The organism is Bradyrhizobium sp. (assembly GCF_019244115.1).
Lineage (GTDB): Bacteria > Pseudomonadota > Alphaproteobacteria > Rhizobiales > Xanthobacteraceae > Bradyrhizobium.
On the sequence record NZ_JAFATE010000424.1, the window covers coordinates 1 to 2,469 of the forward strand.

Annotated in this window: 3 protein-coding genes and 1 pseudogene; 3 read left to right on the forward strand and 1 reads right to left on the reverse strand. The window is 65.6% G+C overall.

From position 1 onward, the window contains the following. From JOZ76_RS18585 to JOZ76_RS18595, 3 genes and pseudogenes are all read left to right on the forward strand, one after another. Positions 1 to 248, forward strand: a pseudogene (locus tag JOZ76_RS18585) (hypothetical protein); the annotation flags it as partial. Positions 249 to 688: 440 nt separating this feature from the next. Next, positions 689 to 985, forward strand: a complete 297-nt coding sequence (locus JOZ76_RS18590; protein ID WP_291700555.1) for a hypothetical protein — start codon at positions 689 to 691, stop codon at positions 983 to 985. Continuing rightward, entirely contained in the window at positions 982 to 1,461 is a 480-nt protein-coding gene (locus tag JOZ76_RS18595) for a GFA family protein (protein ID WP_291700557.1), read from the forward strand. Before JOZ76_RS18590 ends, JOZ76_RS18595 begins: the two co-directional genes overlap by 4 nt. A gap of 20 nt (positions 1,462 to 1,481) precedes the next feature. On the opposite strand, the gene JOZ76_RS18600 is transcribed toward JOZ76_RS18595, so the two are convergent. Next, positions 1,482 to 2,126 carry a DsbA family oxidoreductase gene (locus JOZ76_RS18600; RefSeq protein ID WP_291700559.1) on the reverse strand — a complete coding sequence of 215 codons (645 nt, stop codon included), beginning with the start codon at positions 2,124 to 2,126 and terminating at the stop codon, positions 1,482 to 1,484. Positions 2,127 to 2,469 lie beyond the last annotated feature (343 nt).

Below are 2,469 nucleotides of genomic sequence, written 5' to 3' on the forward strand. Positions count from 1 at the left end.
CTCACGATCTCCAGACATCCCTCACGGACAACACCCTGTTGAGCGTGCACGATATCGCGCGCCAGCAGAAAGTGACGGCCGCCTACGTCTATACGCTTCTGCGTCTGCCTTGGCTGGCGCCGGACATCACCACGGCCATCATCAACGGACGCCAACCTCAAGGACTCAACGCCAAGGCGTTGATGCGACGGGCCTCGCAACTGCCAGCCGACTGGGCTGCGCAGCGTGCGCTGCTCGGCTTTCATTGAGAAAACCATTCTATGTCGCTGAAGCCTTTGAACCGCCTGCCGCGACGCCCGAAGATCAGGACAGGACCCTTGCCAGCTCGCCGGCCCCGCTACGTGCGCCGGCGCCGCAACAGGCCTCGCTTCTCAAGTAAACCTTCTCTCCCTGTTCGAAGATCGCCAACACGGGGCGCAGAAAGGATCCGGCGAATGGAGACGACACCAGAGGCCATGAAAAAAATAGCATTAGCAGCCCTCGCTTTGATCTGTGCGGGATAGCGCGGAAGGGGAACGCCAGCCTCGACTCGAGCGCAAGCCGTTCAAGGTCATCTCGCCCCGAGGAATTGACCTCGATGAGGATGAAGTCCGCATCGGCTTTCGGCAGCGCTCTGCTTTTTGCGGCCACCATCTTCGGCTAGCCTGCGGCGGACCACGCGTTACCTCTCGCAGCAAGGCAGGCCATCATGACCTTCGATGAATTCTGTCAGAGCCTCGCGGGAGCAGCGCCGCCCCGGGGAGCCGACCTTGCTCTCGAAGGGCAGTGGTGGGCCGGCAATGGAGATTGGGAGCGCGCCCACAATTGCGTGCAGCAGCTCGAAGGCAAGCCCGATTGCGACCTCGTGCATGCTCTGCATCGCATAGAAGGTGACTTGGCCAATGCCGACAATTGGTATCGCAGCGCCGGCGAGAAGGCGGCGACGGGGGCGATCGAGGCTGAATGGGAGGCGATCGCGCGGCGCTTCCTGGAGCGGGCGCCATGAAGCGCCGCGTCAAGGAGGAGATCGTTTCGGGGAGCTGCCTATGCGGCGCCGTGACGATCGAGATCGGCGTCCCGGCGCGCTGGGCGTGGCATGACCACCGTCGCGCGGCGCGCCTCGCCCATGGCTCAGCCTACGCGACCTTCGTTGGCAGCTGGCGCAAGCGCTTTCGCGTCGCCGAGGGCGAGGACAGTGTCACCCGCTTCGAGCACCAGGCGACGCGCACGGCGCGCAGCTTCTGCAAAAGCTGCGGCACACCGCTCTTCTACGAGGCGGCGCATTCCCCGCAGATGGTCAATGTGCCGCGCGCCCTCTTCGAGCAGCGCACCGGGCGCGAGCCGCGCTATCATCTCGGCATCGAGGAGTTGCGGGACTGGACCTATATGGGCGAGCGGCTGGTACCGCTAAAAGGTTATCCGGGCGTCGTTTGGGAACGCCCCGGCAAGCAGAAGCAGCATCGTCGCGAGTCGATGTTCTGATCCGGGGCGGAGCGCGAGGCCTAGGCCGCCGAGGCCGCGATGCCGGCAGCGCGGCGCAGCGCATCAGCGAGGATCGCTGGCGCCTGCGCGCCGACGATCTCGAAGCCCCCGATGCGAAAATCGGGCACGCCGCTGATGCCGGCGCGATAGGCCTCGAGCTCGAGCGCCCGCACATCTTTGACGCCCTCCTCAACCGCGAGGAAGGCCGCGGCGCGATTAGAGGCGATCCCCGCCTCGGCCGCGAGGCGGGCGAGAACTGCCGGATCCCCGATATCCTCCGCCTTCGAGAAATAGGCCGTGAACAGAAGGTCGGCGAGCTTCTCCGGCTCGCCCTCACGCTCGGCGAGCCACATCAGCCGATGGGCCGCAAAGGTGCTCGGGGTGCGCGTGATCTTGTCATAGGCAAAGGAGATGCCTTCGGCGCGGCCGAGCTCGGTCATCTGCGCGTCCATCGCCTGGCTGCGGGCGAGGCCGAACTTCGCCACGCGATAGCTCTCGCGGTCACGCCCCTCGGGCGGCATGTCGGGATTGAGCTCGAAGGGGCGAAAGGCGAGGCTGACCGTGATCTCCGACGGCAAGGTCGCGATGGCCTTGCGCAAGCGCCTTTCGCCGACGAGGCACCAAGGGCAGATGAAATCGGAGGTGATAACGACCTCGACGCGCATGATCGGCCTCCTTGGCTCGCGGCCTACGCCTGAATGAGCAGGAGCTAGGGCCGAGGGACGTGTAGATCAACTCGCCAACCGGGCGCTCCCCGTGGTGCGCGAGGAGCGCACCCTCCACGGAGGGGCAGCGTATCGCCGCCCAACCAGCGCCGGCCAAGAAGGCCGAGGCTGGTTCCGCAACTACTCCGCCTCGCGTCCGCCCCCAGCCGGAAGCCCTACGCGCGCGTGAGTTCGACTATGAGGCCGTCGCTCCAGCTGTACTTGGCATCAAAGAGCGCCTTCACAGTGGCCGCGAGCTGAGGCTCGCGGTCATTGTGCACGACGCGCGCAATGGCGTTGAATT

Bases quoted from the DNA above. Each gene is read 5' to 3' on its own strand.
- JOZ76_RS18590 (WP_291700555.1), top strand. From the start codon at position 689: ATGACCTTCGATGAATTCTGTCAGAGCCTCGCGGGAGCAGCGCCGCCC.
- JOZ76_RS18595 (WP_291700557.1), top strand. From the start codon at position 982: ATGAAGCGCCGCGTCAAGGAGGAGATCGTTTCGGGGAGCTGCCTATGC.
- JOZ76_RS18600 (WP_291700559.1), bottom strand. From the start codon at position 2,126: ATGCGCGTCGAGGTCGTTATCACCTCCGATTTCATCTGCCCTTGGTGC.